This window comes from Rhodopirellula sp. JB055, assembly GCF_043100905.1.
Lineage (GTDB): Bacteria > Planctomycetota > Planctomycetia > Pirellulales > Pirellulaceae > Rhodopirellula.
Map to the genome: position 1 here is coordinate 1 of NZ_JBICHO010000469.1, position 2803 is coordinate 2803.

General features: G+C 56.8%; 2 protein-coding genes. One reads left to right on the forward strand and one right to left on the reverse strand.

What is annotated here, in order from left to right; all coding sequences use genetic code 11:
* Positions 1–2017 (forward strand): sulfatase (locus ACF8AM_RS18565; RefSeq protein WP_392557081.1); only part of this gene is annotated, 2017 nt, incomplete at its 5' end.
* A 177-nt stretch (positions 2018–2194) separates the two neighbouring features.
* On the opposite strand, the gene ACF8AM_RS18570 is transcribed toward ACF8AM_RS18565, so the two are convergent.
* Positions 2195–2803: PQQ-binding-like beta-propeller repeat protein (locus ACF8AM_RS18570; protein WP_392557082.1), on the reverse strand; the 609-nt coding region annotated here is incomplete at its 5' end.

Genomic DNA, 2803 nt, shown 5'->3' on the forward strand with positions numbered 1-2803 from the left:
GCTTGGACTGCACGGCATTGAAACGGTTTCGGTCAACGCCACGTCTTGTCCCTTAAGTCGAGCTGAAGGCAATCCTGCGTCCACTGGTAGAACAAACAGTCGATCGGCGGGCCGAAGCTGGTATCGTGTGACGCGTCGAGTGCTGTTGCCAGACGTTGGAAGGTGGCCTGAAACAAGTGTGATGATTGGCAGCGGCGGCGGACTTGCCACGGAACTGCAGCATTCTCCTTTTCATCCACGTTTTGCTCGTTTGGTTATGCAACGTCAATTGAATTCGATGATCTTCGCGATCATCGCACTCGCAATCTTTCCTGTCCTGAGCGTCGCCGAGCAGCGGCCGAACGTCTTGTTCATCGCGGTGGACGACCTGCGACCATCGATCGGATGCTATGGCGATCCCCATGCGATCACTCCCCACATGGACCGTCTGGCGTCGCGGTCGGTGCAATTCAACCGCGCCTATTGCCAAGTCGCGGTCTGCAACCCATCACGGGCCAGATTGATGACCGGTCTTCGTCCGGACAACATGGGCGTGTGGACTCTGCCGATTCACTTTCGAGAAGCCATTCCCGATGCGGTGACGCTGCCTCAGTGGTTTCGAAAGTTTGGCTACAGCGCGGTGAGTCACGGAAAGATCTACCACAACCCGACTCCGGATCCGCAATCGTGGAGCGAACCGATTCGTGATCTTCCGCGTCTGCCAGCGTTCTATCCCGACGGCACGCGAACTCGGATCCAACAGGCTCAAGAAGCGTTGCCGCAGCATGATTGGCGAAAGAACAATCTTCGCGGCCCCAGCACGGCGTCGCCGGATCTTCCCGACGATCAAGTCCTCGACGGTGCCCGGACCAACATGGCGATTGAAGACCTGCGTCGGCTCGGAAAAGCCGATCAGCCGTTCTTTTTGGCGATGGGCTATATCCGTCCGCACCTCGCTTGGATCGCGCCCCAAAAGTATTGGGACATGCACGACCCCGCGAAGTTGCCGGTGCTCACGGACCAAGAATTGCCGAAGAACGCCCCTGCCTATGCCATGCACAACAACAGCGAACTGACGCACTACGTCGACCTGATGGATCTGCCGCGACCGTGGGACGACCGCGTCGTTGAGCCCGAAGACGCCCGTCATCTGATGCACGCCTACTACGCGTGTGTCAGCTATGTCGATGCCCAGATCGGCCGACTGTTAACAGCACTGGAAGAAGAAGGTTTGGCCGACAACACGATCGTGGTGCTATGGAGCGACCATGGTTGGAAACTCGGCGAACACCGAGGCTGGGGCAAAATGACCAACTACGAGATCGACGCTCGCGTGCCCCTGTTGATCGCTGGTCCAGGCGTGGAATGTGCTGGTCAGCAAACCGATCAATTGGCCGAACTACTCGACGTGTTCCCGACCCTGTGCGAGATGGTTGGGATTGAGGTGCCTGCGTTCGTGGATGGATCGAGCTTGGTGCCGATTTTGAAAGATGTCGATGCAACGGTTCACGAGGGAGCCGTCAATCAATACTACCGCCGACATGAGGGCAAACAGTACATGGGGTATTCGGTTCGGACGAAAGAATATCGATTGGTCGAGTGGCGAAATTTCAGCACCGGAGAAGTCACCGCCCGAGAACTTTACGACCACCGCACGGACGATTCTGAAACGGAAAGCATCATCGATTCCGCGGCCCCCGGAGTCGTCGACGAACTGACGGCGTTGTTGCTGGCGACTCACCCTCGCAAAGGACTGGTGATGACACCAGCGATTCATGCTCAATGGACACCGGACGGCACAAAAGGCAAGCTCACTTTTGAGAATGCAACCGACACACGGGTCCGGGTGCACCCCATCCTGCCCGCCGGCCGACGAGGCAAAGCCAAACGCATTGCCCCCGGCGGGAAGATCACGCTCAATGCACGGATCGGTTCAGTCTATGTGTTGGAAAGCCACGACGGAACGATCCAGCAGATTCAATCGCTGTCCAAACCGAACGAAACGGTCGTCATCGAACAAGACGTTCGCGGTCTGTGAGACCGAAAAGTTCGGGTTGGTTATAGTGGACGAGGCGACGAGTCCCTGAATTTGCCGTCAGTTCAGGACTCGTCGCCTCAACCACTACACAGAGACTTCAGGACTCGTCGCCTCGTCCACTACCATGAGCGCAAGTCGTCAAAGACCATTCGACAGTGAATTCGGCTCTGATGTTGTTCATTCAGGTTCGCTGATCGCAACCAAGCGTTTGGTAGTCCGAATGAACAACCGACCATCCGCAACCGCCGGTGTTGCGAAGCAGGGTTCGCCCATGGGGTTCTCGGCCAACACTTCAAACTCAGGTCCTGTCTTCAAAACATAGACCGTGCCATTTTCCGACGCGCAAATGACGTTGCCGTTCACGGACAACAATGACGCGATCACACCGGCGTCCTTGCCCAACCGCTTCTGGAACGCTCGCTCGCCCGTTTTCGCGTGGAAACAACGAACCACTCCATTGGAGTTGCCCAAGTACAAGTAGTCGCCCGAAACGACTGGCGTCGACATGTACGAACCACCGCGTTCAACGCTCCATACCAGCGAATCAGAATCCTCTTCCGCATCGAGTTTGATCGTTCCACGAGCGTCGGGACGCACCACGTAGATTGGTGCTTTCCCACCGTGTGCGTTCGTGATGTAGATCCAACCGTTGGAAACAAACGGAGTCGGGATCGGATTGTCGCCTCCGCCTTCGAGTCGCCACAACTCTTCTCCGGTGGCGAAGTCGTAGGACACGATCCAAGGAAAACCGTTGACGATCATTTGGGTGACGCCTTCGACTTCGTA